Genomic DNA, 25,213 nt, shown 5'->3' with positions numbered 1-25,213 from the left:
GCCGTGAACGACCTGTCGATCCCCCCGGCGGTGCGCGAATTCGGCGACCGCCAGGCGGCGGCCGCCCTGCGCCCTGCCGCCTGGCGGGAGCTTGCCGTCATGCGCCGCCAAAACGTCAACGACCTGGACGCGGTTTCGCGCACGGTGCGCTTCGATGACGGCCGGGTCATCGCCTGCCGCCGCCTGGGCGGCCTGGAACAGGTGCATCTGTACGCCCCTCCGGTTCGCGACCGGCGTTTTGCAGCCGTGAGCACCGGGACGCGGCCGCAGCCTGCCCCGGACGGCCATTTCTACGTCATCCCCGGCTGCCTGGCCCGCTACGACGGCGTGTCGGGGTTGCAAAACGCCATTCCTGATGGAATTTTGGCCGAATGGGTTCTGGGAACGGGAAACCGCGTCGCCATGCTGCCCTTTGACCAGACGGGCCTGCCGGATCCGGGCGTTGCCCCCCTGGCCGGGTGGGAGCGGAGCTTCAACGCCTTTTCCCTGCCCGGCGACGAAGGCTCGGGGCTTCTCTACGGACCCGGGCACATCCCAACGTCCGGGGCGTTTTCCGTGAGCTGCCTGTTTCGGCTCACAAGCCGTCTGAACTACGACTACACCTTCGACGACCGGGGGGGCTTTTCCCCCATCCGCCCCTATGTGCTGCAAAGCCTGGACGGAGAGACCTTCACCTGGACCTGCCCGGGCAGCCTGTCGCCGGTGGTGGGGTTTTGCGAACCGGACTTCCATCCCGGCTGGTCCGAGGAGATCACCTATCCCTGGGCCCCCTGGAACGAGGATTTCTCCCGGCGCACGGAAACCCTGACCGGCATCAAGCGGGTTTCCCAGGCCTGCCCGGACGCCCCCCTTCTGGCCCCGGACGGCGCGGCGGCCAGCCCCTACCGGGACGCCAGGGAAAAGGCCTATCCGCATCCCCATGGGTTCGTGGCGGGCATGCGCGCGGCAGGACTTTTCGTGGCCGACGGAGACCGCCTGCTGGCCGGGCGCATCTTTGATTTCTCCACCCAGTACGGGTTCGCGCCCATCCTCACCCCCTCCCTGGGCCTGGGGGTGTGGCGCCATGCCGTCCTTAGCTACGCCGGGGATGGCGCCACCGTCCTGTACCTGGCGGCCCAGGGGCAGGAACCGCGCCAATGGGCCGCATATGAGACCGCCCAGCCTGTCGGCGTCATGGCCATGGACCAGGGATACGCCGCCTCCGGGGTCAACAGCGGCTTTTTCATCAGCGACCGCACCGGGGAACGGATCAGCGGCTTTCGCATGAACGCGGCCATGCATGTGGCCCTGGTCCGGTTCTTCCACCACGCCCTGGACGCCGACCAGGCCCGGCTCCTGCATTACGAGGCGTTTTACGGCGAATTCGTGGCCGACGAGTTCGAGGCGGGCCCGCTTGCGGCCCTGGGACTGACACCCATCGTCATCGGGAGGCATGCACAATGATCACGTTCAACGGCGCGGCGAACCTCGTGGACAACAAGTTCCAGACCGCCCAGAACTACGCCAGCGACGCCTGGCGCACGGCCGAGGAGTTCCTGGGACAACTGGGGCAGTTGGGACGCCTGGACTATCCCCATGCCCGCATCGCAAAGGAGCCCGAGGTTCCGGAATTCCCGGACATCCCCGCCCCGCCGGACTTTCCCGAGGTCGCCGTGCGCCAGGTTCAGGAGCCCCAGGCCCCAAGCCTGGCGGACATCGTGTTCGAGGAGATTCCCATTCCGGAATTTACCGTGGTTCCCCCGGACCTCCTCCTGCCGGAGGCCCCGGAACTCGTCTGGCCCGAGGCCCCGGACGGCCCGCCGACCCCAGGCGACATCGCCCTGCCGCCCGACCCGGAATTCACCCTGCCGGACCCGCCGGTCTTCGATCCGGTGGCCATTCCGGCCATGCCCGCCCCCATCACCCCGAATTTCGAGGGCCAGCGGCCGCCCGCGCCCCAGTTGACGGCCCCGGGCAACCTGTTCGTGCACAGCGAGGCCGCCTACGACTCCCCCTTGCGCCAGGCCGTGACCCAAAAAATCCTGGGCGAGTTGGAGGCGGGCGGGACCGGGCTTGGCCCGGAGGTGGAGGAGGCCCTGTGGGAACGCGGCCGGTCGCGCCTGACCCGGGAGCTTCAGGACCGGGTGCGGGAGATTGAGGACCGGTTCGCCGCCGCCGGTTGCATGTCCCCCGGCGGCCCCATGCTGGCCCTGATCCGCCAGGTTCAGGCCGACCATGCCGAAAAACTGGCCGACCTCGACCGGGACATCGCCTGCAAGCAGGCCGAGCTGGCCAGGGACCACGGCCGGTTCGCCGTGGACACGGCCGTGGCCCTAGAGGCCCAGAACATCGAGCTTTTCAACGCCGTGGCCGCCCGGGCCTTCGAGCGGGCCTCGGCCCTGGCCAGGTTCGGCTACGAGGCCTTAAACGCCGAGATCAACATCCATAACGCCCAACTGGCCCGCTACCAGGCCGATGCGGCGGTGTTTGAGTCGCGCATCCGGGCCAGCCTGGCGGAACTGGAGCAGTACAAGGCCCGCATGGACGGGGCCAGGATCACAGCCGACATCCAAAACCTGGCCGCCCAGGTCTACAAGATCCAGGTGGAGGGAGTCACGGCGCTGGTGGAAACCTACAAGGCCCGCATGCAGGGGGTGTCGGCCAAGGCCGAGGTGGAGCGGCAACGCCTCATGACCCACGAATCGGCCGTGGCCGCCTATGTGGCCGGGATCAACGCCCAGACCGCCCGCTTAAACGCCCATGCCGCCCTGATCGCAGGGGAAAAGGCCAAGGCCGAGATCTACGGAGAACAGGTGGCGGCCTGGACCGCCCGGGTCGCGGCCCTCAAGGACCAGGGCCAGGCCAGGCTGACGGCGGCCGTGGAAAACGCCAAGGCCCGCGTGGAGAAATACCAGGCCGACGTGTCCGGATACGAGGCCCGGGTCCGGGCCGCCACGGCCGAGGCCGATGTCCTGTTGCGCAGCGGCGAGGGAACCATGCGGGCCTATGAAGCCCTGGTGCGGGCCAAGGGCCTGGAGACCGATTCCGTGGCCAGGAAATACGCCTCCCAGGCGGATCTCTACATGAAGACCGCCGAGGTCTCCCTCAAGGAGGCGGACATGCTGTTGCAATCCGCCCTGGGGGAGATGCGCCTGGAGGTGGAAAAGATCCGCTCCGGGGCCCAGGTCTCGGCCCAAATGGCGGCCAGCGCCTTAAGCTCGGTCAACGCCTCGGCCATGGTCGGCTACAGCGAGTCCAAGGGCGAACGGCAAAACACCTCGACCACGGAATCCACCCAACGGTCCACGTCCGAAACCTCCAGCCGCTCCACGGGCTACCGGGAAAGCATCAGCCACAACTACAACTACCGGAACTAACGCCCCGGCCGCGCCCGGCGCGGGGCCTGTCCAACGTCAACGCACAACAAGCAGGCATGCCGCCCGCAGCATCAAGACGAACGCCTGCGGCGGCCCCTGGCAGGCAATGCCCCCCCGGGCGTCAACCTCATCTGAAACACGCAGGAGGAACCGATGGCCGATCTTGTCTACAACACGTTCAAGCGGCATTTGGGCAGCGGGCTGGTGGACATGGACGACGACACCTTCCGCATCGTGCTGCTTGGCGAGGGCTACGTCCCGGACGCAGGCCAGGCCGTGCTGGCCGACGTGGTCGGCCACGAGACCCCTGACGGCGACGGCTACAGCGCCGGAGGCCGGGAACTGGCCAACACCGTCTGGGTCCAGGACGGGGAGAGCGTGCGTTTCGACGCCGACGACCCCCAGTGGACCGACGCCACCTTCAGCGCCCGTTACGCCGTCATCCACGCGGCCAAGACCGTGGCGGGCGTGGTCGATCCCCTGGTGTGCCTGTTGGATTTTACCGCGCTCAAATCGGTCAGCGCCGGGACGTTCACCGTCCGTTTTAACGAAAACGGCATTCTTTCCTTGAACTGAGGTCCACATGCAGGCATGGGAACACACGTCATCGGCCTGGCTGGACTGGCCAGGGGCCTGGCAGCCAGCAGGGCTCGACGCGACAGTCCAGGCGGCGCGGCTGCCCCTTGGCGCGGCGGCGAACCCGGCAGCGGCCACCGGGGGCCTGGGCGTCCCGGTCGGCCCCGCCGCCATGCTCATGATCCCCGGCGGGGTGCAGGTCGGAGCCGGTCCCGTGGCCACGCCCGGGGCCCCGCCGCTTTCTCTGCGGCCCGGCCCCGTGCAGGTGGCCATGGACGCCCTGGTCCAAACCGCCGGGGGGGGGCGCATGATCCTGATGGCCCATTACCCCGCAAACCGCTATAATGGGTGGCGCGACTGGGATGCGGGATTTTCCGTTCCAGCCTTGTCCGTTTCCCGGACATCCCCGGCGGCGGTCCATATCCCTGTCCGGTCGTCCCTGGGGCGGCCGGACGCGACAACGTGACGACATTTTCCGGGAGCACAACGATATGACGGAAAAACTCTATGTGGGCGACGTGGGCACGGCGGTGGTTCTGGAATGCGGCCGGGATCTGTCCCAGGCCGAAAATCCGGCCATCGTCGTGCGCCGTCCCGACGGCACATCCAGGACATGGCCGGCCGAGGCGGAAGGAACGCGGCTGCGCTACGTGACCCGGCAGGGGGATCTGTCCATGCCGGGGGTGCATTGCCTGCAGGCCGCCTACTCCCAAGGCGACTATTGCGGACGCGGAGCCACGGCCGAACTTCTGGTACACAGGGCATTCGCCTAAGGAGATACGACATGGCCATTGCGGCGACATATCTTTCCAGCACCGCGTTTTCCGTCCCGGGCGACCTGACGGCGGAGTTCGCCCCAGGCGCGCGGGTTCTGGCCGACTGCGGCGCAGACGGCCTGCGGTACGGCACGGTGGTCGGGGTTTCGGCCTCGGGCGGCGCGACAACGGTGTCCCTGACCCTGGATGCCGGGACGCTCACCGCCAACCTGACCGGGGTGCGGCACGGCAACGATGTGCCGGATTCCCTGTGCAACCACGCGGCCCAGCACGCAGCCGGAGGTCGCGACCCCCTGGCGGCGGCCAGCACCGAGGCCCCGGGCGTGGCGGAACTGGCCACGAACGCCGAGGGCGTGGCCGGGACGGATGCGGCCCGGGTTGTGCCCGTGGCTGTGGCCCGGCAGCAATTTACGTCCTGGATGCGCGACGCCATGGGCGAATTCCCGGGTGTGATTCCGCCCGCCTACAACCTGTTTGCGCCAAAGCTGGACCTGCCGGGAACAACGACGTTTTCCCGGGCGTCGTCGGCCTGGCGTCTGGGCGCGGCCGGGAGCCTGCGCGAGGCCGCCGTGGGTGTGCCGCGCTTCGATTACGACGCGTCCGGCAATCTGCTCGGCCTGCGCATCGAAGGCGCGGCCACGCGCTTAAACACCATCGCCGCCGCGCCCACGGCCCCGGAAAACGTCTCGGTCTCGGCCGTGGCGTACACGCTTTCGTTTTTCGGAACGGGATCCATGACCCTGTCCGGGGCGCACGCGGCCACGATCAATGGCACGGGTGCGCTCCCGGCGCGGGTGTCCTACACCTTCACGCCCACGGCCGGAACGCTGACGCTCACACCTTCAGGCACGGTCCAGCATCTGCAGGTGGAGGCCGGGGCGTTCGCCACCTCGCCGATCCTGGGCGAGGGATCGGCCGTGGCCCGGACGGCGGACGTGGCGACCGTGGCGCTGTCCGGGATCGATTTCAACACGGCCGAGGGGACGATTTATTGTGAGTTTCGTGTTGCTGGGGTGTCTGTTCAACAACGGATTTTTTATATAGATAACAATTCAAGTTCAAACGTTTTATCGTTATTTGTTTCAGCAAGCAACAAAATTACAATGGCGGTAGCCTCCGGCGGGACAACTGTTGTCTATACAGAGGCATCATCAACGGTTGTTGCGAATACTGTGTATAAGGTGGCATTCTCCTTCCGAAACAATAACTATCAACTCGTTGTAAATGGCGGCCCAGCTGTTTCGGATACATCCGGAGCAATGCCGTCGTCGCTCGTAACAATACGATTAGGGCAGGGTCTTAGTAATGTGCAGCCGATGTTCGGCGTTATACGCCATTTTGCCTATTTCCCCCGAGCCCTGACCACCGCGCAACTGCAGGCCATGACCCTATAAGGAGCAACCATGATCGATCTGTATCTGCATGCGCCGACGCGCGAGGCCCTGCTGGCGGATCTTTTGCCCCTGGGCCTGGCTGTGGACGGGGAACTGGTCACGGCCAGCCACGACCACGCGTTGATGGAGATTCCGATTTCCGGCGGGACAGGGGTGACCGTGGCTCTTCGCTGCGTGGGCGAAACCCTGACCGTGGCCGTCCTGGGAACGAAATTCCCGAACGGGACGAAGATCGTCTCGCGGCCGGAAAATGCCCCCGCCCCGGCTGGTGGCGCATCCGAAAGTCTGGAAACGGCCAAGGCCGCAGCCTGTGCAGCCATTGACGCCGAGGCCGAGCGGCGGCGGCTCATGGTCCTGACGCCGGGGCAGGGCCAGGCCATGGAATACCAGCACACCGCCGAAGAGGCGGCCCGGGCCGTGGCCGCGCCCGACCCTCTGGACCCGGCGGCCTATCCGTTTCTGGCGGCCGAGCAGGAAGCCCTTCTGGCGACGATTGGCGAGGTGGGCCTGCGCGACGTGGCCGTTGCGGTCCTGACCGACCGGGCGGCCTGGATGGCCTACGGCGCGGCCATCAAGGCCGTACGTCGCCGGGCCAAACTCCAGATACGCGAGGCGGCCGACGTGGCGGCGGTGGCCGCGGTGGAGCTCGGGATCGAGTGGCCCGAGAAGCCCTGACACAGGCAGAGGGTTGCGCCTCCCTCCAGGCGGCGACGGCCCCGGCATGACCATGTCCAACGCGACAGACGAACAATCCCCAGCTTTCCATCCCCCTGGCGACTGCATCCTGTGCGGCCGCTGCGTGGTGGTTTGTCCCCTGTTCGCGGCCACGGGGAGGGAGGAACTCTCTCCCCGGGCCAAATTCCTGCTCCTTGGACGCCTGGCCCTTGATGATCCGACCCTTGGCCGCACGGCCGCCTCGGAGCTGGCCGGACTTTGTCTGTCCTGCGGCCGGTGCCAGGCGGCCTGTCCTCTGGGGCTGTGCGCCCCGGACGCCGTGGGCGCGTTGCGCGCCGCCCATCCCGGCTGGCCGGAATTTTTGTGGGGGCAGTGGATCACCCGGGCCGGGATCATGTGGCCCATGGCCGCCGCCCTGTGCCGCCTGGCCCCCCGCATCGGCCCGATGCCGCGTCTGGCCGCCGCCCTGTCCGGCCTGGATCAGACCCGGGCCATCCCCCCCTGGCTTGCGCCCGCGCGCTTCGACACCGCCCTCGCCGGACGCCGCGTCGCCATTTTTCCCGGCTGTGTGGCCGCCTTCGCCCGTACCGACTGGACACGCGCCGCCCGCCGCCTCCTGCTCGGAACCGGGGCCCTTCTGGCAAAGACCCCGGAATTCGCCTGCTGCGGCGCGCCCCTGGGGCACGCCGGGCTCCCGGCCGCCCAGGACGCCGCCCGCCGGACGAACATCCGAATCTGGCGGGAGGCCGGACGCCCCGTCCTGGCCGTTTTTTGCGCCTCCTGCCACCACGGCCTCGCCGCCTACCCCGAATCCCTTTTCCTCCCCGGCGAGGCCGACACCTGGCGGCAGTCCGTCATCCCCCTCTCCACGCTCCTGGGGGATACCGCTTTCACCGTCGCCGCCAAGGCCCCCCAGGCCATCCAATACCACCAACCCTGCCACGCGCCGCCGGGCGACCCCGACGCCGCCCTGCTCTCCCGGGCCGTTGGCCGACCGTTTCCGCACGGCCCCACGCCCTGCTGCGGATTCGGCGGCCTGATGCAGATCACCGCCCCGGACCTTTCGGCCGCAACCGCCGCCGCCTGCTGGCAGGCCCATGATCCGCCGCAAAAGGCCCATGTCCTGACCTCGTGCGCCGGGTGCGCCACGCAGCTGGCCGCCACCGCCCCCCCGTCCGTCACCGTCGGCCATTGGCTGGAGGCGATTCTCCCGGAGGAAACGGGACATGCGGACACGGCGGGGGAATGACGCCATCATAAGAGCCTGGATTGCGCGGCCGACGCCGCGCTCGTGTTGCGTTCGGGAATTGCCGTCATGGCTAAGCACACCGCAACACCTTGAATTTATGTTTTTTAATCACAAAAAACATAAAATATTTTTTGCAAAGGCCACACGATGACATGCCTTATCCCTTGCAGCGGCGCATTGCCCGGAAAACGATGCCGGTGTATGTGACTCACGGTATCCATGGACCATGTGCAGGCGCGCCCCGCAGTCGGCCCGCAACCGAACGTCTCCGGAAGTTCCACCCTTTCCCGGAAATGGTCCCCAGGGATCTGCACGGCGCATCCTGCCCGGGCGGCGCAGAACAACGCATCGAAAGGGAGCGAATATGAGACAGCGGCGGCATTTTCTCACCCTGGCCATGCTTTTCGTTTTTCTCGCCTGTCCAACCTGGGCCTTTTCCGCTGAAATCGCCTCCTATTCCCAGGCCAGGGACCGGCTGGAGGCCCAGGTCATCGGTGACCGGGCCGACGTTGGGGAGGTCTTGGGGAATCCCGTCGGGATGACCGGCCCCATTGACGTGACGGCCGGGGGGCAGAGCCTGCGCCTGGGGCACGGCCCGGGCTGGCTGTTCGCCGTGCGCCTTCATATCGGAAAAAATCCGCTGTATGCGGTGGCCTTCGTAGGCCAGGACGCCACGGTGGACGTGGCCCAGGCCACGGCCGCGCCGGACGGCCTGTCCGCCGCCCCGCGCCAGGCAGCCGCGCGGCGGGCCACGGCCGTGGCCGGCCAGGACGAGGCCTACGCCGTGCTTCTGGCCGATCTGCTCGGCCACAGCGCACAGGGCCGCCGCATCTACGCGGCCGCGGCCAGGGTCGAGGGGACGTCCGCCACCGTGGCGACATGGCAGGACACGATCACCGTCTCCGGCGGCCCGGGCTGGCTCTTTTTTGTGGACGACGCGCCGAAAGCCAACTGGACCCACGCCTGCCGCTACGTGCTGGTGGGCCAGGACGGCACGCTGACCGTGCAAAAGACCAAGACGCCGCCAAACGACATGGCCGCCTTCACGGAGCTGACCACCTGGCCGCAGCCCGAAGCCGGGCTCTCCACGCCTGCGGCCAAAGCCTCCGCCCTCACGGCCGTCACGGGCGCCGCGCGCCAGTCCACCCCGGCCGCCAACCGCTACGCGGTCATCATCTCCGGCGGCTGGGACCAGTACAACAATCACGTCCGCTACTGGAACGACTGCGCCTTTTTCTACAACACCCTCAAGCAGCACGGCTTTTTAAGCAATCATATCACGGTGCTCTACGCCGACGGCACGGACCCTGCCGTGGACCGCTCCGACGGCGTCAGCTCCCCCCTGGATTTCGACGGCGACTCCGTGCCCGACATCAACTACAGCGCCACCAGGGCCAACATCGCCACGGTTTTCAACCAACTGGGCGCGACCCTGGGCGCTAACGACATCCTCTACATCTTCACCACCGACCACGGCGGGGCCCAGTCAGGAAACGCCGCCCCCTACAACACGCCAAACGTGGTGCTCTACCTGTGGGGCGAGATCATCACCGGCGACGAACTGGCCGCCGAGGTGAACAAGGTCGCCAACCCCAGGGCCGTGCTCGGCATCTTCGAGCAGTGCTTTTCCGGCGGCATGGTGGAGAAGCTGGCGGGCACGAACCGGGTGGTCATGTCGGCCTCGCGCTGGTGGGAGCTGTCCTACGCCATGGGGCCGGACTACACCTACGACGAGTTCAGCTACTACGTGACCACGGCCCTGTCCGACGCCTCCAAGGGCGACACCAACGGCGATGGCATCGTGAGCATGGAGGAGGCCTACCTCTACGCCCTGGCCCGGGACTCCCACCAATCCGAGCTTCTGGACGGCGGCGGGGACAACGAGGGCGAACACCCCGCCTACAGAAGCGATCCCTGGGATCTGGGGCGCACCCTGTCCCTGGGCGGCATCGACGCCGCAGCCCGGCCGCCCGTCCTGGCAGGATTCTCCCAGTTTGAGACCGACGAGGCCTTCCCCACCCCGGACCCGTCCGCGGCTATGGGCTGGCACGCCGACGACGCCACCTGGAGCCATGTCCTGCCCTTCGCCTTTCCCCTGGCCGGGACGAACTATTCAACCGTCTCCGTGTCCTCAAACGGCCTGCTCTACTTCACCAACCCCTCGACAAGCGGGGTGAACACCATCGCCGGGCTGACCGCCTCCCTGGCCATCTCCCCCCACTGGGACAACCTGACCACCGCAGGCGCCGGATTCGACATCTACGTCACGGACACGCCGCAACATGTGACCTTCGTCTGGCAGGCCGAGACCTATGTGGATCAGCGGCCGGTGAACGTCGGCCTCAGGCTGTACCCCGACGGGCATTTCACACTGTACTACGGAACCGGCAACGCGCTGACCTCGCGGGTGACCATGCGGGACAAGACCATCGGCGTCGCCACAGCTTCCGTCCTGCATCCGGCCCTGCGAAACGGCGTGTCCGACCTGGGCTCGGCTGCGGCCTTGGACTTTCGCAAGGCGGTCTCTCCGTGGGCGGTCCCTGCGATCAGCCTGCTTCTGTCCGAATGAGCGTGGCCGGTCCCGGGACCGGGGAGGGGGGCGCCCGGCTCCCGTCATGCGGCCCTCCCCGGGGCGGTCGTCCGGATGGCCTGGGTCACGGACGAGCCCCATGGAGCCGGACATGACGAACATCCTGGTGGCCGACGATTCGGCCCTCACCTGCGCCTGGCTGGAAAGACTCCTGCCGACCATGGGCCACCATGTGGCGGCCACGGTTCGCAACGGAGCCGAGGCCGTACGGCTGGCCCAAAGCCTGCGGCCCGACCTGGTGCTCATGGACGTGCGCATGCCCGGGGACATGGACGGGCTGGCCGCCGGGGAGCATATCCGCTCCACCCTGGACATCCCCGTGGTGTACATGACCGCCCACACCGAGGAGGACATCCTCGGACGCATCATGGCCGCCTCCCCCCGGGGATTCGTCACCAAGCCCATCCAGGCCGCCCAGTTGCGCCTGACCCTGGAAATCGCCCTGCGCGCCAGGGCGGAACGCGCCCTGACCTCAGCCAACGCCCGTTTCCGCATCCTGGCCGACAACGCCAGCGACATGATTTTCCGTTACCGGTTCGCGGACAACACCTACGAATACGTCAATAGCGCCATCACCGCCATCACCGGCTACTCCCCGGCCGATCTGTGCGCCGACCCGCTGCTTCTTTTCCGCATCATCCACCCCGAAAGCCGGGACTATCTCGAACGGGAGTGGGGAAAATTCCTGCAGGGCGACATCGCCCCCACCTACGAATTCCGGATCATGCATGCTGACGGCCGACCACGCTGGCTTTTCCAGCGCAACATTCCCGTGCGCGACGAATCCGGAAAGGTTGTGGCCCTGGACGGCATGGTCACGGACGTCACCGAACGCAAAAGCGTGGAGCAACGGCTGCGCCGCGACCTGGAAAACGCGGACGAGGCCTCGCGGGCCAAAACCCGGCTCCTGGCCCGGGTGGGGCACGAGTTGCGCACCCCCCTAAACAACATCATCGGCATGTGCGAGGTGCTTGCCGAGGCCACCCTGCCCCCGGATCAACGAAAATGCGTGGCGGCCATCACCGAGTCGGGCGATGCCCTGGCACGGCTGATAAGCCAGGTTCTGGACATTTCCCGGATGGATTCCGGCGAGATGGAGCTTTGCCGGGGGGCCTTCGATCCCGGGGCCCTGATCGGCGAGATCGCCGACGATATCCTGCCCCGGGCCCGGGACAAAGGGCTGCGGCTGGTGGTCAGGACCGGGCCGGGACTGCCGAAAACGGCCTACGGCGATGCCCTGGCCATGGGCCGGGTGGTGCGCAAGCTGGCGGACAACGCCGTGCGGTTCACGCAGCGGGGAGAGGTGGAGCTCATGGCCAGCCTGCGTGAGGGGCCGTCCGACCCGCCCTGCCTGGTCTTTCGGGTGCGCGACACCGGAGAGGGCATCGACCCCCAGGATCAGCGCAGAATTTTTGAGCCCTTCGCCACCTCCCGACAGACCGGAGGAACCAGCCACGGGGCCGGGCTGGGCCTGGCCGTGGCGGCGCGACTGGCCGAACTCCTGGGCGGAAGCCTTGAGGTGGAAAGCCGGCCGGGCCTTGGCAGCCTGTTCACCTTCCGGGCGCCCGTGGAGCTTGCGGCCCAGACGCCGACCGCCCAGGCGTCCGCCGCCGGGGAGTCGCCGCCCCGGGATGAACCTGCCCGCCTGCCCCTGTGCCGGGTGCTGGTGGCCGAAGACAACCCGGCCAACCGCAACATTATCGCCCTGTACCTGGAGGGCTCCCCCTATCTGGCTGACATGGCCGTCGACGGGGCCGAGGCCGTGGCCCTGTTCCGTCCCGGCGTGCATGCCCTGGCGCTCATGGATATCGACATGCCGGTCATGGACGGCTTCGAGGCCACCCGGAACCTGCGGCTGGCCGAGGCCCGGGCCAAGGTCGCCCCCATCCCGGTCATCGCCCTGACCGCCCATGAACTCCCGGAAATACGACGGCTGATGACCGAGGCGGGATGTACGGACTTTCTGGTCAAACCCGTGCGGAAATCCCGCCTGTTCGCAGCCATCGCCCAGGCCCTCAAGGTCAAGCCGCCCTTTGTGGAGATACCCGCCGGGGACAGCGCGCCGCCCCCCGAGGTGCTGCGACTTTTACCCGCCTTTTTCAATATCCAGTCCTGCAACCTGAAAAAAATGCGCCAGGCCCTGGCCGCGGGCGACACCACCACCCTGCGCATCATGGGCCACGGACTGCGCGGTGCGGCCCTGACCTACGGCATGGGCGGCATGGCCGCCATCGGCGTGGACATCGAAAAAGCGGCCCTGGCCGGGGACACTGCATCCATCGGCGCGTTTCTGGACCATCTGGAGGAAGACATCCGCATCCAGGGCGCAAAACATGGCTGCCCCCCATCGGCCTGAGGACGCCCGAACGAACTGACGGCCCCGGCTCAAAGGCTCACGGTTGCCATGTCCCAGGGGAAAGGGTACATCAAGCCCGGGGAAGTTTTCTGTATGAAGTTCCTTTTTGTGGACGACGACGACAGCATCCTGCTTTTTCTGGGCGAATGCCTTTCGCCCTACGCCTCGTGCGTGCCTGCGCGAAACGGCGCCGAGGCCGTCTCGGCCTTTGATCAGGCCATGGCCGAGAGCGACCCGTTCACCGTGGTCTTCATGGATATCCTCATGCCGGATATGGACGGCAACCGGGTGGTGCGGCAGTTGCGCCACATGGAGGAACAGCGGGGGGTGTCCGAGTCCGGGCGCTTCAAGCTGGTGATGATCTCCGTGTGTACGGACACCAAAAACGTCAGCGAATCCTTTTTCGACGGCATGGCCGACGCCTACATCCCCAAGCCCCTGCGGGCCGACGCCCTGCTGCGGGAGTTGCGCAAGCTCGGCATGCTCCCGGCCGCCTCCTGACCCCCGGCGACACGCTTTCCGCTTCCAGCCGTCCGTCGCCGCCCGCCGAACCGGGCCGCCATCTGCGCCGCGACACGGACCTCGCCGTCGGCCCGTATGGGCCGCGCACGGGCCTTCATCTGCCTGCCCTACAGCCTGTCCAGCGGCATCCCGGCAAACGCGTCGTCGAAATCATCGTCCATCTGGTCCAGAAACTGGGCCGGATGAAACTGGGCGCTGCAAAACTTGCAGCGAAGGAAGGCCCGTCGTCAGTCCCGTTCGGCCTGAAGCTCCCCGCCGCAGCGGGGACAGGCCACCTTGAGGGCCACGGCCTTCGAAAAGCTCGCCGATCCGTGCAGCATGGGGCGACCTCCCGGTTCAGACGATGTGTGCCCCGCTGAGCACCATGACCAGGGTCTTGAAGACCTCCACGTCGAAGGCCCCGGGCATGTCGTCGCGCATGACCCGCAGGGCCTCGAAGGGCGAAGAGGCCTCGGCGTAGGGACGCTTGGTGGTCATGGCGTCGTAGACGTCGGCGGCGGACAGAACCCGCACATGCAGGGGGATGGCCTCGCCCGTGATGCCGCCGGGATAGCCCGAGCCGTTTATGCGTTCATGATGCAAAAGGATGCAGGCCGTGACCTCCGGGGAAAGCGGCATGCCCATGCAGCAGGCCACGCCCTTGACCGGATGGGTCTCCACCACCCGGCGCTCCTCCTGGGTGAGGGGCCCGGGCTTGTGCAGGATGGCCTTGTCCACGGCCATCTTCCCCAGGTCGTGGAGCAGGGCGCCGACCCCCGTGGCCACCACAAGCTCCTCCTCCACATGCATGGCCTGCAGGATGGCCGTGGCGTAGACGAAGACCTGCACGCTGTGGGAATAGACGGAATAGTCGTGGGAGGCCAGGGCGGCGATCTGCTTGAGAGCCTCGTCCCTGGACAAAAACTGCACGGACTTGTCCACGAAACTCAGGATGCGGGAATATTCCCGTTTGGTCATGCCCGTGGGCAGCTTGTTGTCGAAGACATCCTGAACGATGCCCGTGGCCGCCGAATGCAGCACCCGGGACCGCTCCCGCACCGGCACCTCCTCGTCGGCCAGGATCCGGGGCAGATGCCGCTCCACGTAGTCCTGATAATTCTGGCGCTCCTGGGCCAGGATGTAGACCTCGGTGACGCCGCTGTCATGGAGTTTCGTGCGGTGGCGGGGGGTGAACAGTTCGCCCTGGCCGGCGTACAGCACGAACCGCCCGGCCTGCTTGATGTAGACCTTGAACGTCCCCAGGGTTTCCGGGAAGATCAAAAGCGGGTGAACGGCGAAAAAGAGGTTTTTCGCCTCCCCGTCCACCACAGAGCCCACATTCTTGCCCACGGCGTCTCCCGAGCCCAGTCCTCGCCGCTTTGCCCTCATACGGCGCGGACATCCCCGGACGTCGCATCCGGCGTCAGCCGCCCCCGGCCGGGCCCCAAGGGCAGAAGCTCCACGAATCCCTCCGGAGAGCGGCCAGCCCGCAACACGAAGTCGAAGGCGTCCAGGTCCAGGCAGAGATCGAAATCGGTTTCAGGCACGATGGCCGACGCTCCGAAAAAAATCTCGGCGCTCGGGGTGTTGCGCACAAAGCTGCGGATGGCGTCCATGACGTTGGGCACGCCCTCCAGTTCGTTTTTGAGGTACATGGCGCACAGCTTGTCTTCCGGGGCCGGAGTCTCTCCGGCCCGGCCCATGGCCGCCAGGGTGACCACCTCGGGCATCCTGGCCACCAGATAGGAACCCGTGGCGGAAAGATTGACGAAGGACATAAACAGCACATCCTGGGCCGATTCCATGGCCGCCAGGATGCCCCGGGTTCCGGCGCTGGTGGCGTGGACCACGGTCTTGCCGGACAGATCAGCGTCTTTGATTTCCGTAGGTGAATTGCCGAAATCGAAGCCGTCGGGTTTCAGGCACCCGCGCTCGCCCATGACCACGAACTCGGGGTGGGCGGCCTTGAGCGCCAGGGCCTGCTCCACGGTGCCTGTGGGGATGATGCGCGCAGCACCCGCGGCCACGGCGTAGCAGGCCGTGGAAGCGGCCCGGAACACGTCGATGACCACCGCCGTGCCCTTGGCCTTGGCCGCGCCCGACAGCAAATTGGCGATGAGGATATTCATGAAAAAAACTCCCTTGGAGCCGGAAGGACACATGTCGCCACAGTCCGGCAAACTCACGCATACCAGCGCCGGGCGGATTTGAAAAGCGTCCGTCTCCGGGCAATCCCGGCCCAATGCGGGGCCTCGCGTCCGTCCTTGAACGCGCCGGACCCGTTCGCACATCGGCGTCGGTCCTGACGCCGCAGCCCATCCGCTCTTGCCACGGACAAAAAAGACCGTCATGGTGCGTGGAATGAGGATTCCTCCCTGCCCTGGACCATGCCTCTTGTGCGGGCGTGCTCTCGGCGGGGGAGGGACGCGGCGCGGCCTGCGCCGGGGGCATTACAACCTGAAAGGAGGCGAGTATGAAGGGGTTTCTTTCCTGCATAGCGACGCTGTGTCTGCTCTTTTTGGCCACCACGGGACTTGCGGCGGGTGACGTGCCCAATCTGGCGGGCGTCTGGACCACGACATCCGAGGGCGGGGTGATCGTCAGGGGTGAGACCGTTGGCCCGGCCACCCACTGGGAGAAAAAACAGACCACCCTGAAGGGGGAACTGACCATCAAGGAACAAAACGGCCGCGTGCTCTTCGGCGAATTCACCTCTCCCCGGAACAAGGAGGCGTTTATCGCGGTCATCGGCCATGACGGCAAACATATCTATTTCGCCGACACGGACGGCTATTACGACGCCACCCTCATCGACCCAGACACCATCGAGATGATCTACCGGCATGTGACTACTGCGGACACCGTGGCCGCCGTGGGCATCTGGAAGCGGAAGAAATAGGCGTCCGAACGCAAGGGGGGGGAGCCATGCGCGCCGCGCACGACATTTCCAAAACGGCCTTCGTCATCAACGTTTCCCGGGCCAGGCGCGAGGACGTGAGCCTCGACGTCTACGCCCGGCTGTGGGTCACGCCCGAGGCCACGGCCCTGTGGGAGGACCTGGCCCGGGATGTCTACCCGGACGACGACATGTCCTCCTCCCTGCGCAATCGCTTCTATCTGGAGCGCCTGCGGGCCTTTGCCGCCAGGTGGGAGCGGCCCGCCTGCATCAACGTGGCCGCCGGATTCTCCATGTATCCGTACCTGGTGGAGTCTCCGGCCCGCTTCGTGGAGATCGACTACCCGCACATCGTGGACTACAAGCGCCGCCGTCTGGCCGCCTGGGAGGAGGCGGACGTGCTGCCCCGCCGCGAGGTGGCCTTTTTCGGCGCGGACCTGTCCCGGCCGGACGACGTGGAGGCCCTGGGCCGGGCCCTGCCGGGCTGGGCCGGCCGGGAGGGGACGCCGGCCATGGTGATCATGGAGGGCATCACCTATTATCTGGCCCGTCCGGTGCTGGACAGGCTTTTCGCCCTCTTCGCGGCCCATCTCCCGGCCGACTCCCTGGTGGCCTTCGAGCGCTGGCCGACCGACGCCGCCGATTATCCCGTGTTCGTCCGCCTGGAGAACTACCTGACCGCCCGCTTCGGCTGGGCCAGCCACGGCTACACCCTGCTCGACGCCGCCGACGTGGCGGCCATCCCGGGATTCGCCGTCCAGGAGTCCATGGACATGGCCCAGGCCGAGCGGATCTGGTCGGGAACCGGTCTTTTGGCGGACCGGTCACAGCGGCTGCCCATCTTTTTCACCGTGCTGCGCAAGACCTGATCCCGGACCTGTCAAAGACAGGCCCGGCCCGGGCATTGACGCCCCCGGCCCCCGGTGGCAACGTGTCGGAAATGTTCGTCAACCATCGCACGAAGGGGGCATGCCGTGGCCGCTTCCCGCTTTGACACCGACAATGCCTTTTTTTCCGCCAGTCTTGAGGACGACGTCCTGGTCGTGCGCGACAAGGACGCCATCATCCGCCACACCACCGACCTTTCCGTCACCGACGCCTTTTTCGACTACATGGAGGGCGTGGCCCGCGAACCGCGCATCCGGGCCGTGGTGTTTCTCGGATCGCCGAACAAGCCGGGCGGCCTGGAGACCATCCAGTTCTACCGCCAGGTCATGGAGGCCCCGCGCGAACACTACTTCCTGGAACGCCTCTTCAACCTGGTCAACACCTACACCGTGGCCCTGACGGGATTTGAAAAAATCACCATCCGGGCCGAATGCGGGCGCATTTCCTCCTTCCACCTGAACATGGGGCTGGCCTGCGACTACCGCATCGTCTCCGACGACGCGGTGTTCGAGAACGCCTCCGCCGAGTTGGGTCTGGTGACCAAGGGCGGGGGGGCCTATTTCCTGTCCCGGCTCGTGGGGTATCGGGTGGCCTCAAAGGTGCTTCTGTGGAACCGCTTCTCCGCCGAAGAGGCGCTGGACCTGGGCATCGTGGATCGGGTGGTTCCCCGGGACAAGCTCGAGGAAGAGACCATACGCTTTGCCCGGGCCCAGCTCGCCAGACCCGTATCGACCCTCATTGGGGTGCGCAAGCTGCTCAAGAGCGATGAAGAGGCCCTAAAAAAGAGCCTGGCCATCGAGGATCAGCTCATCCACAACCGGATCAACCATCCCGGCTTCGCCGGACAACTCGCCGAATACCTCAAGGACCACGCCGAGGGCTGATCCCCGCGCCTGTTGCCTTGCCCGACGCCTGAAAGGAGGCGGCCACCCGGCCGCCTCCGTTTTTTTCGTCCTCCGCCTTCCCCCACGAACGCGGCCACGAAATCGGCCACGAAATCAGGTTGACAAGCCCCAATTCCTTGAGTACCTAGCCGCTCCCTGACGTGGACAAAAGAACACCCCGCATTGCCTCGTCACGCCGATAGAGCACCCAAAGGATATCCCCACACAGCCGTAAAAACCCTCGTCTTACACCCGTATTTCTCGCTCTGCGCCCATGTCTTACCACCACACCTTCCTCAAAAGGAAGGTTCTTATGCGCAAATCATAGAGAAGGAGTATTGAAGAATGAAAGTATGTATTTGTATTGTTGCTTCCATAGTGTTTTGTTTCACGTCCATTGCCTTTGCGGACATTCACGGCCTCAAAGACACCTACCACATCGGACAGTCCGTCCGGGCCACGGTCACCGCCTATACCGACAACCCCCGGGAGAACATGGGGGCCGGAAAACCCGTGGGCACGGCCATCGGCACCAAAATCAGGCCGGGCATCGTGGCCGTTTCCAGGGATCTGCTCCGGGCGGGGTGGGAATACGGAAAAAAGGTCTATATCGAGGATCTCGGCGTATTCATCATTGAGGACACCATGTCGCCACGCTTCAGCAAACGCATCGACATTGCGGTAAGCGACATGCGACATGCTCAAACGATCGGGAAACGTCCCGGACGGCTCGTGATGCTGCTGCATCCCAAGGATGCCGCAAAGCCCGTCCGTATGTACAGCGGCGACCTTTCCGACACAAAAGACGAAAGCTGACCGGAAGAGGCCTACGCCGCAGCCCTGACGCTTCAGGCTACGGCCTCACAGGGCTGCGCCCCGGAGGGCTCATGCGGGCCTGGGTCGCGACACCACCACCAGGGTCACATCGTCCTCCAGGGGCAGCCCGCCCTTGAAGGCCGCCAGATCGGCCAGGACCGCATCGCGGATCGCGGCCGCCGGTTCTGCGGCGTGTCGCCGGGCCACCTCCAGGAAGCGGTCCTTGCCGTACATGGCGTCCGAGGCGTCCCGGGCCTCCCAGATGCCGTCGGTGCCCATAAGCAGGATCTGCCCCGGGGCGAGCACGACCTCCTGCTCCTGGTAGACGAAATCGGGCACGATCCCCAGAGGCAGCCCGGCCCCGTGCAACTCCACGGGCGGCCGGTCCCCGGGCTCAAGCAGATAGGCCGGGTCGTGTCCGGCCCGCACCCAGCAGACCCGTCCCGTCTCCGGATGGATCTCGGCCCAGAAAAGGGTCATGAACCGGCCCGAATCCCCCACATCCTCGGCCAAAAGCCGGTTGGCCACGGTGAGCCGCCGCCAGGGCGGCGGGGTCTCGTCGGCCCCAGCCAACTCCTGCCCGGCAGCCAGGAGCAGGGCCCGCCCCGTGGCCATGAGCAGGGCCGAGGGCACCCCATGCCCGGTCACGTCGCCGATCACCACGGCCAATTCCGTCATCCCCCGGCGCTGGACGGGAAAATAGTCGAAATAGTCGCCGCCGGTCTCGTCGCACGACAGGTTGACCCCCGCCACGTCCAGCCCCGGCAGGCAGGGCGGGGCCTTGGGCAGCAGGTTCCCCTGCACCTCCTTGGCCAGTTGCAGGGACTCGCGCAGCCGCAGGTGGTCGGCCAATTTGGGCATGGTCTCGTTGAAGGCCTGGGCCATGGCGGCCCGCTCGTCCCGGGTTTTGAAATCCAGGCGTATGGAAAAATCCCCGGCCGCCACCCGCTTCCAGGCCCGCATCACCTCGGCCAGGGGGTTGGTCACGCTCTTCGACCCCACAAACGCCCCCAGGGCCGCCGCCAGGAGCACCGCCACGGAGGCCGCGCCCGCCGTGGCCAGGGCCATGGACGAGGCAGCCCCCACCTCCTGCAGGGCCTCGTCGGCATAGGGGGCCACCACCGCCGAGGGCAGGACCAGCACAAACTGCATCCCGGGCAGGGGCGAGGCATAGGCCCAGAAGCATTCCTGCCCCTGAAAGGTCATCACCGTCGATCCGGCCGGTTGGGCGGCCATGCGTTCCATGAACGCCTCATAGCGCGGGCCGTCCTCGGACAGGAGCCAGGGACCGGACGTGATCCGATCCCCGGACATGGCAATGGCCAAAGAAAGGTGTGCGTCGTTCTCGGGACCGGCCCATATCCGCAGGGCGTCCTTCCCCGTGCCCGGATCGGGAACCCTCGACACCAAATACGAACGCAGGGCCGCCGACCACTGGTCGGACATCTCGCCCTCATGCAACGCCTGGGGCAAAAACACGTCCAGAAAAGCCGCCCCGGCAAAGACGCCGTCCGGCCCGATGATCGGCCTGGCGACGGTGAAGACCATCCGGCCCGTGACCGGGTCCGGGGCAGGCCCCTTCCAGACGCTCCGGAGACTCCCGGCGGCAGACACCTCCCTGGCCTCCCGGTACCAGGCCGATGTCCTGGGGTCGAAATCCGCCGGAAAGCGGCCATGCCCGGGATAGACCGCGCAGGGACCGGTCTCCAGGACCACGCCGACAAACGAGATGACATCCGGGAGCTGCTCGAAGATCTCCCGAAGACCCGGGGCCACGCCGCCGAGGACGGCCTGCCCCTGCCGCAAGGCCGCCTCCGGGGTTCCTCCGGGCGCGGTCCAGGACGCCATTGTGCGGCTGATGGCCAGGGGCGCGTGGCCGTCCGTGGCCGGGAGGCCGTATCCCGGCCGGGGGGCCAGATCCGTCGGCCCCATCCCGGGACGGCCGAAATCGGAAGCGGCCGCCAGGGCCTTCCCGACCGGGTCGGCCCCCCCGGTGGCCAGCGCCTTTTCCGTTTCCCGGGCCACGACCTCCACCGCGAAATCCAGGGCGGTCTTGCTGCGGGCCATCACCACGGCTGAGTCCTTGGCCGTCTGGGTGAGTTCCCGGGCCACGAGGCCCGAGATGCCGACGTTGATCCCCTCGCCGATGGTCGTCCCGAGCTGGCGGGTTTCCTGGCGATGCACGGCGGAGACGACCACCATGGGGATCAGGCTGAAGGCCAAAAGAAACAGAAACAGTTTCCAGCGCAGGGGCATGGCGGCTCCAGGTCGGTTGCAGGGCGGCGACAGGGCCGCCACCGGTCGGACAGGCGGCCCGCAGGGAACGCGCCGCCTTGACTTGCATGGCATATTCGAGGAAAAATTCAAATCGTCAAGAACACGGCGCTGTCGCGTCGTCAGCCGCCATTTTGACCATATCCGCCGCGATCTGCGGTTCGGGAGCCCGACATGCGCGTCACCGACATCATGACCGCCCGCCCCCTGTCTCTTGGGGAAAACGACAGCCTGGGGACCGCCAGTCGGCTCATGCAGGACATGTTCATCCGGCACATCCCCATTGTGGACGCCGACGGCCGCCTCACCGGCCTGCTCAGCCAGCGCGATCTTTTGGCGGCGTCCCATCGCAAGGACGACAGCACCCCGATCAAGGAAATCATGCGTACGGACGTGACCACGGTGGGGCCGCTGGAATCCCTGCGCCGGGCTGCGGAAATCATGATCTACAACAAATTCGGCTGCCTGCCCGTGGTCGTGGACGGCAGGCCGGAGGGCATCATCACCGAGGCCGACTTTCTCAAACTGGCCATTTTTCCCCTGGCCTCAGAGCCGGGGCGCAAAGGCAAGGCGTGAGCATGGAGACTGCACTCAGGTTCTTTTCGACCCTGGCCGCCGCGATGCTGCTGACCTGGGCCGCCGTCGACCCGCTTTGTGCCGATGACCTGAAGCTCTACAAAGACCTGCACAACGAGTTCATCCAGGTCACGAACGTCCAGGAGACGGAAAAGGTCGAGGAGAAATACATTGAGGTGGCCGGGCATCTGGAGTTACAGAAGGTGCCCCGCAAGGAATTGAAGATCACCGCCCGCATCGTGCGCAAACCGCCGTCCACCATGGACAACGTCTTCGGCGACCCCCAGGCTGAGCCGTTTTTCAAGGTCTGCGTGACCTTCTACGACGCCCAGGACAACCCCGGCGACGAGGAATGCCAGGCCATACGCTTCCATCGCCCCGTGGAGGGCGATATCGGCGCCCTGGGCATCCCCTACCCCCCCGGGGCCGCCAGATACGCCCTGCGCCTGATCAAGCGCGTGGACTCCACATCCTCGCCGTTCAAGCTGTGGGTTCCGACCACCAACTAGACTGTTCCGTTGTCCCCGTGTAGTATGCACGGCGCGGGGACGGTTCCTCGCCTGAAAAAGAAAATCCTCTCGTTTGGAGACTCTACATGACGGGCGTAGCGGTTCATGAAGCCCAGGTGCGAATTCGTTCCTGGGCTTTTGTTTTATTCTTCGCAGTCCTGTCCTATGGCGTCTGCCCGGCCTTGGCCGCGACGTATTCCCATACTTACACCATCGCCAGCCCCCAGTTGCGCACCCTGCCGGGCGGCGCGGTCGTGCTTGAGATCGAAGGGGCGATGCAAAATAGCAGCGTGGTTGGCGCGCCCATCGTACCCATGCTGACCTCGCGCCTGTATGTCCCGTCGGACCAGACCGTGGAGCAGGTCGAGGTGAACTTCGGGCCCATGCGGACCCTGCCCGGGAGCTACGTCCTGGCCCACGGGGTGTCTCCCCGGCCCATGAGCGACACCTCCCCGGCGACGCCGGAGGCTGCCGACCAGTCCATCTACGGCAGCGATGCGCCGTATCCGCCCCGGACCTGGGAACGGCTGTCGGACCAAACCCTGCTCGGCTACCGCCTGGTGCTCACGGACTTTTTCCCGGCACGCTACGCCCCGGCCTCGGGCCGCCTGGAGGTGGCCGAGACCGTGACGGTCACGGTGCATACCGCGACGGGAAAAAACGCCGTCGCCACGGGACTGCCCCCCCGGGGAAACGTCCAGGACATGGCGGAAGCCGCCGCCTTCGTCGACAACGGAGCTGCCCTCCGGGAGGACGCGGCCGGGACCGCCGCCAAAAACGCCACCCTGGACCGGCAATATCTGCTCATCACCACCGCCGCCCTGCAATCGGCGTTTACCCCGCTTCTGACCCACCGGGCCTCAGCCGCCGGGGGCGGGTTCACCACGGCCAGCGTCACCGTGGAGGCCATCGCCGCCTCCCAGGCCGGACGCGACCTGGCGGAGAAGATCCGCAACTACATCAAGGACAGCTACGCCAGCCACGGCGCCCGGTTCGTGGTCCTGGGCGGCGACGCGGACGGGGTGCAGGCGAATCAGGCCATTCCCACCCGGGGCTGCCCGGCCACGGTGGGCTCCTATTCCGAAAGCTACATCCCGGCGGATTCCTACTATGCCTGCCTGGACGGCACCTGGGACGGCAACGCCAATAACGTCTTCGGCGAGTCCACGGACGGCGGGGACGGCGGGGACATCGACTGGCTGGCCGAGGTGGCCGTGGGCCGCATCCCGGCCGACACGGCGGCGGAGGCCCAGACCGCCATCGCCAAGATCATCGCCTTCGAGACGTCGACCAACCCGTTCAAGGCGCTTCTGGCCGGCGAAAAGATGGACAACAACGCCACTCCCACCTGGGGCGGCGACCGTATGGACTACCTGTATGAGGCCATGAACGGCATGTCCCGGGACACCCTGTACGACCGGGATCTGGCCCCGAACACCTGGACCGCCTCCACCATGCAGTCCATGCTGTCCGGAAACGCCTACAACATGGTCTTCCACCTGGGCCATGCCAACGTCACCTACAGCATGCGGCTTACGAACTCCAATCTGGACGCCCTGGCCAATACGAAATACTTCCTTGTCTACACGCAGGGCTGCTATTCCAGTTCCTTCGACGGCCGGAGGATTGATGGCAGCTACTCCGCAACGGACAGCATGGGCGAGGAGTTCCTGGTCAGAAACTCCCACGGCGCCTTCGCCACCCTGGGCAATTCCCGCTACGGCTGGTACAATCCGGGAACCTACGTGGCGGGTAGCTCGAACCTCGTGCACCGCAAGTTCGTGGACGCCGTGTTCCAGTCGAACACCCGCCGCCTGGGGCTGGCCAACAACGCCTCCAAGGCAACCCTCTCCTACACCGATCCGACCTATCGCTGGATCAGTTTCGCCGTGAACCTCATGGGCGACCCGGCCACCCCCCTGAACCTCTCCTGCTCAGACACGTCCATCGCCATGTCCCTGGTCACGCCCACCGCCCCCTTCCGGGCCAGACAGGCCACGCCCACCCTGATCCAGGCCCGCTTGAACACGGGCTGCGGCGATGCCCTGTTCGGGGCCACGGTCCAGGCGTCCTTCACCACCGGGGACGCGCCGGTCGCCCTGTACGACGACGGCGCCCACCAGGACGGGGTGGCCGGGGACGGCCTGTACGGCGGGATATGGACCCCGGTCAGCGTGGCGGAAAGCGCCAGCCTGACCGTGAAGGCGTCAAAGACGGGATATTACACGGTCACCCAAGGGATTTCCGGGATCGTGATCGGCCCGAGCCCCTATGTGATGTCCTCCAGGATCTACTCCTGGGTGGACGACTCCTCGGCCACCACCCTTTTCACCAATGCCCAGGGCTATTCCAGCCAGGTCAATCTGGGGTTCGCCTTCCCCTTCTACGGCCAGACCTACACCTCCATGCACGTCTACTCCAGCGGGGCCATCAGCTTCACCTCCAGCGGCGGCAACGGCTATAACACCGTCATCCCCAGCGCCACGTCGCCCAACGCCCTGGTGGCCGTGTACTGGGACGATCTGGCCGAGGAGACGGCCCTGGGCAGCCGGGTGTCCTGGCAGCGCATCGGAACCTCGCCCAACTCCCGGGTGGTGGTGACCTGGCGCAACGTGCGCCACCACTACGAGTCCGTGACCACGGCCCCGGCCACCTTCCAGGTGATCCTGTCCGAACGCACCGGGGAGATCACCATGCAGTACGCCAACGTGACCTTCAGCAGCAGTTCCTTTTCCAAAGGAGCCAGCGCCACGGTGGGCATCGAGAACGCGGACGGCTCGGACGGGGTGCAGTACAGCGCGCTCACGCCCAGCCTGAGCGCCGGGCAGGCCATCTTATTCTCCCCCAAAAAGGACGGGGCGCTTGTACCGATCATGATGCAGCTTCTCTTACAATGA

The 25,213-nt window shown here is 66.4% G+C and carries 21 protein-coding genes and 1 pseudogene; 18 read left to right on the top strand and 4 right to left on the bottom strand.

The features are described from left to right. The first annotated feature begins 3 nt into the window (after positions 1 to 3). The 11 genes from GD606_RS14275 (at position 4) to GD606_RS14225 (ending at position 13,473) form a co-directional block, all read left to right on the top strand. Entirely contained in the window at positions 4 to 1,443 is a 1,440-nt protein-coding gene (locus GD606_RS14275; RefSeq protein WP_246298815.1) for a hypothetical protein, read from the top strand. Continuing rightward, positions 1,440 to 3,356 carry a hypothetical protein gene (locus GD606_RS14270; protein WP_163301821.1) on the top strand — a complete coding sequence of 639 codons (1,917 nt, stop codon included), beginning with the start codon at positions 1,440 to 1,442 and terminating at the stop codon, positions 3,354 to 3,356. Before GD606_RS14275 ends, GD606_RS14270 begins: the two co-directional genes overlap by 4 nt. A 153-nt stretch (positions 3,357 to 3,509) precedes the next feature. After that, complete coding sequence (locus tag GD606_RS14265; RefSeq protein WP_163301820.1) at positions 3,510 to 3,932, top strand: hypothetical protein; 423 nt, start codon at positions 3,510 to 3,512, stop codon at positions 3,930 to 3,932. 7 nt (positions 3,933 to 3,939) lie between these two features. Then, positions 3,940 to 4,398 (top strand): hypothetical protein, encoded by a 459-nt coding sequence (locus GD606_RS14260; protein ID WP_163301819.1) that lies wholly within the window; start codon positions 3,940 to 3,942, stop codon positions 4,396 to 4,398. 25 nt (positions 4,399 to 4,423) lie between these two features. Then, positions 4,424 to 4,705 carry a hypothetical protein gene (locus tag GD606_RS14255; protein ID WP_163301818.1) on the top strand — a complete coding sequence of 94 codons (282 nt, stop codon included), beginning with the start codon at positions 4,424 to 4,426 and terminating at the stop codon, positions 4,703 to 4,705. An 11-nt stretch (positions 4,706 to 4,716) separates the two neighbouring features. Continuing rightward, complete coding sequence (locus tag GD606_RS14250) at positions 4,717 to 6,102, top strand: LamG-like jellyroll fold domain-containing protein (protein WP_163301817.1); 1,386 nt, start codon at positions 4,717 to 4,719, stop codon at positions 6,100 to 6,102. Positions 6,103 to 6,111: 9 nt separating this feature from the next. After that, complete coding sequence (locus GD606_RS14245; RefSeq protein ID WP_163301799.1) at positions 6,112 to 6,777, top strand: hypothetical protein; 666 nt, start codon at positions 6,112 to 6,114, stop codon at positions 6,775 to 6,777. Between the two features lie 46 nt (positions 6,778 to 6,823). After that, entirely contained in the window at positions 6,824 to 8,026 is a 1,203-nt protein-coding gene (locus GD606_RS14240; RefSeq protein ID WP_163301816.1) for a (Fe-S)-binding protein, read from the top strand. Positions 8,027 to 8,390: 364 nt separating this feature from the next. After that, a complete protein-coding gene (locus GD606_RS14235) occupies positions 8,391 to 10,595 on the top strand; it encodes an NIDO-like domain-containing protein (protein WP_163301815.1) in 2,205 nt (734 codons plus the stop codon). 112 nt (positions 10,596 to 10,707) lie between these two features. Then, the gene (locus GD606_RS14230; RefSeq protein WP_163301814.1) at positions 10,708 to 12,972 is read left to right on the top strand and encodes a response regulator; all 2,265 of its coding nucleotides are present in this window, start codon (positions 10,708 to 10,710) and stop codon (positions 12,970 to 12,972) included. 93 nt (positions 12,973 to 13,065) lie between these two features. Continuing rightward, on the top strand, positions 13,066 to 13,473 hold the full coding sequence (locus GD606_RS14225; RefSeq protein ID WP_163301813.1) for a response regulator: 408 nt from the start codon (positions 13,066 to 13,068) through the stop codon (positions 13,471 to 13,473). 128 nt (positions 13,474 to 13,601) lie between these two features. On the opposite strand, the pseudogene GD606_RS20950 reads toward GD606_RS14225, so the two are convergent. The 3 genes and pseudogenes from GD606_RS20950 to GD606_RS14215 all read right to left on the bottom strand — a co-directional run. Beyond that, positions 13,602 to 13,709, bottom strand: a pseudogene (locus GD606_RS20950) (dual CXXC motif small (seleno)protein); the annotation flags it as partial. 121 nt (positions 13,710 to 13,830) lie between these two features. Beyond that, complete coding sequence (locus tag GD606_RS14220) at positions 13,831 to 14,823, bottom strand: HD-GYP domain-containing protein (protein WP_246298814.1); 993 nt, start codon at positions 14,821 to 14,823, stop codon at positions 13,831 to 13,833. Between the two features lie 35 nt (positions 14,824 to 14,858). Continuing rightward, on the bottom strand, positions 14,859 to 15,602 hold the full coding sequence (locus GD606_RS14215; RefSeq protein ID WP_163301811.1) for a 2-phosphosulfolactate phosphatase: 744 nt from the start codon (positions 15,600 to 15,602) through the stop codon (positions 14,859 to 14,861). A gap of 344 nt (positions 15,603 to 15,946) precedes the next feature. Here GD606_RS14215 and GD606_RS14210 point away from each other — a divergent pair, with 344 nt between their 5' ends. From GD606_RS14210 to GD606_RS14195, 4 genes are all read left to right on the top strand, one after another. Next, positions 15,947 to 16,372 (top strand): hypothetical protein, encoded by a 426-nt coding sequence (locus GD606_RS14210; protein WP_163301810.1) that lies wholly within the window; start codon positions 15,947 to 15,949, stop codon positions 16,370 to 16,372. 26 nt (positions 16,373 to 16,398) lie between these two features. Further along, a complete protein-coding gene (locus GD606_RS14205; RefSeq protein WP_163301809.1) occupies positions 16,399 to 17,238 on the top strand; it encodes a class I SAM-dependent methyltransferase in 840 nt (279 codons plus the stop codon). Between the two features lie 105 nt (positions 17,239 to 17,343). Continuing rightward, a complete protein-coding gene (locus GD606_RS14200) occupies positions 17,344 to 18,141 on the top strand; it encodes an enoyl-CoA hydratase-related protein (protein ID WP_163301808.1) in 798 nt (265 codons plus the stop codon). A gap of 345 nt (positions 18,142 to 18,486) precedes the next feature. Continuing rightward, positions 18,487 to 18,957 (top strand): 3D domain-containing protein, encoded by a 471-nt coding sequence (locus tag GD606_RS14195; protein ID WP_176629308.1) that lies wholly within the window; start codon positions 18,487 to 18,489, stop codon positions 18,955 to 18,957. Between the two features lie 69 nt (positions 18,958 to 19,026). Here GD606_RS14195 and GD606_RS14190 read toward each other — a convergent pair whose 3' ends face one another. After that, positions 19,027 to 21,213, bottom strand: a complete 2,187-nt coding sequence (locus GD606_RS14190) for a SpoIIE family protein phosphatase (protein ID WP_163301807.1) — start codon at positions 21,211 to 21,213, stop codon at positions 19,027 to 19,029. A 192-nt stretch (positions 21,214 to 21,405) separates the two neighbouring features. On the opposite strand from GD606_RS14190, the gene GD606_RS14185 reads away from it, so the two are divergent. The 3 genes from GD606_RS14185 (at position 21,406) to GD606_RS14175 (ending at position 25,213) form a co-directional block, all read left to right on the top strand. Beyond that, positions 21,406 to 21,807: a CBS domain-containing protein gene (locus tag GD606_RS14185; protein ID WP_163301806.1), complete on the top strand. Its 402-nt coding sequence runs from the start codon at positions 21,406 to 21,408 to the stop codon at positions 21,805 to 21,807. A gap of 2 nt (positions 21,808 to 21,809) precedes the next feature. Then, positions 21,810 to 22,316, top strand: a complete 507-nt coding sequence (locus tag GD606_RS14180; protein WP_163301805.1) for a hypothetical protein — start codon at positions 21,810 to 21,812, stop codon at positions 22,314 to 22,316. Positions 22,317 to 22,498: 182 nt separating this feature from the next. Further along, on the top strand, positions 22,499 to 25,213 hold the full coding sequence (locus GD606_RS14175; RefSeq protein WP_163301804.1) for a C25 family cysteine peptidase: 2,715 nt from the start codon (positions 22,499 to 22,501) through the stop codon (positions 25,211 to 25,213).

This window comes from Desulfolutivibrio sulfodismutans DSM 3696, from assembly GCF_013376455.1.
Lineage (GTDB): Bacteria > Desulfobacterota > Desulfovibrionia > Desulfovibrionales > Desulfovibrionaceae > Desulfolutivibrio > Desulfolutivibrio sulfodismutans.
This window is presented reverse-complemented; position numbering and strand designations above follow the sequence as displayed.